The 543-nt window shown below is 58.7% G+C and carries 1 protein-coding gene; it reads right to left on the bottom strand.

Annotated elements, in window-relative coordinates; translation table 11 throughout:
• Positions 1–361: 361 nt before the first annotated feature.
• Positions 362–543: hypothetical protein (locus EOA22_RS38435; protein ID WP_206521585.1), on the bottom strand; the 182-nt coding region annotated here is incomplete at its 5' end.

Below are 543 nucleotides of genomic sequence, written 5' to 3'. Positions count from 1 at the left end.
ATGGGAATTGGCGACGGTGTCGATGCCGGATTTTGAAACCAGCTGTTCTGCCGCGTCGTACGGCTTGCAACTCTCAGGCGTGACCGCGCCAGAGGCGATAGAGCACGCACCTAGCTTGCGTGCTTGTGCTGCTTAGCTGCGCAACGACCCCCGGGGGCGATGGGAACCGTCTGCGGCGATCCATGCTTCGGTGGGCTTGCAGCTCGCTTAGTCAAAGCGCTTCTCTGGGTAGGCACAGGGCGATCCGACCAACGGACAAGCGACGGCAGGACGAGAAATCGATGCTGCCGTCCAGTCCCGCCAGAATTGCCGCACGACAGGCAATGTAACGCGTGAAAGGCGTTTGAAACGTCACATTCGGCTATATGAGAATGAACGCCCCGATAAGAAGCGCGCCAAGCCCGATCGCGACGACAAGCCGTGTGGTGAGATCCATCAGGTCAATTTCCTTATTGCCAACTCTAACGTCTCGAGTTGGACGAGACCTTCCGTACGGAATCGTCGGTCCACGCCAATTGCCTCCGCGCCGGGAGAGAACCATGT

Origin of the sequence: Mesorhizobium sp. M7A.F.Ca.US.014.04.1.1 (assembly GCF_003998745.1) — a bacterium.
GTDB lineage: Bacteria > Pseudomonadota > Alphaproteobacteria > Rhizobiales > Rhizobiaceae > Mesorhizobium > Mesorhizobium ciceri.
The sequence above is the reverse complement of the archived record's forward strand: the minus strand, read 5'-3'. Positions and strand labels throughout refer to the sequence as shown.